The 253-nt window shown below is 51.0% G+C and carries 1 rRNA gene; it reads right to left on the bottom strand.

The features are described 5' to 3' along the window. Positions 1-253, bottom strand: a 16S ribosomal RNA gene (locus M3629_RS28305); the annotation flags it as partial.

Raw genomic sequence — 253 nt, 5'->3', positions numbered from 1 at the left:
TGCTGGCAACTAAATATAAGGGTTGCGCTCGTTGCGGGACTTAACCCAACATCTCACGACACGAGCTGACGACAACCATGCACCACCTGTCTCAACTTTCCCCGAAGGGCACCTAACGTATCTCTACCTCGTTAGTTGGATGTCAAGACCTGGTAAGGTTCTTCGCGTTGCTTCGAATTAAACCACATACTCCACTGCTTGTGCGGGTCCCCGTCAATTCCTTTGAGTTTCAGTCTTGCGACCGTACTCCCCA

The organism is Paenibacillus polysaccharolyticus (assembly GCF_023714295.1).
Lineage (GTDB): Bacteria > Bacillota > Bacilli > Paenibacillales > Paenibacillaceae > Paenibacillus > Paenibacillus polysaccharolyticus_A.
Note: the sequence above shows the minus strand (reverse complement) of the source record. Positions and strands in the feature narration are given on the sequence as shown.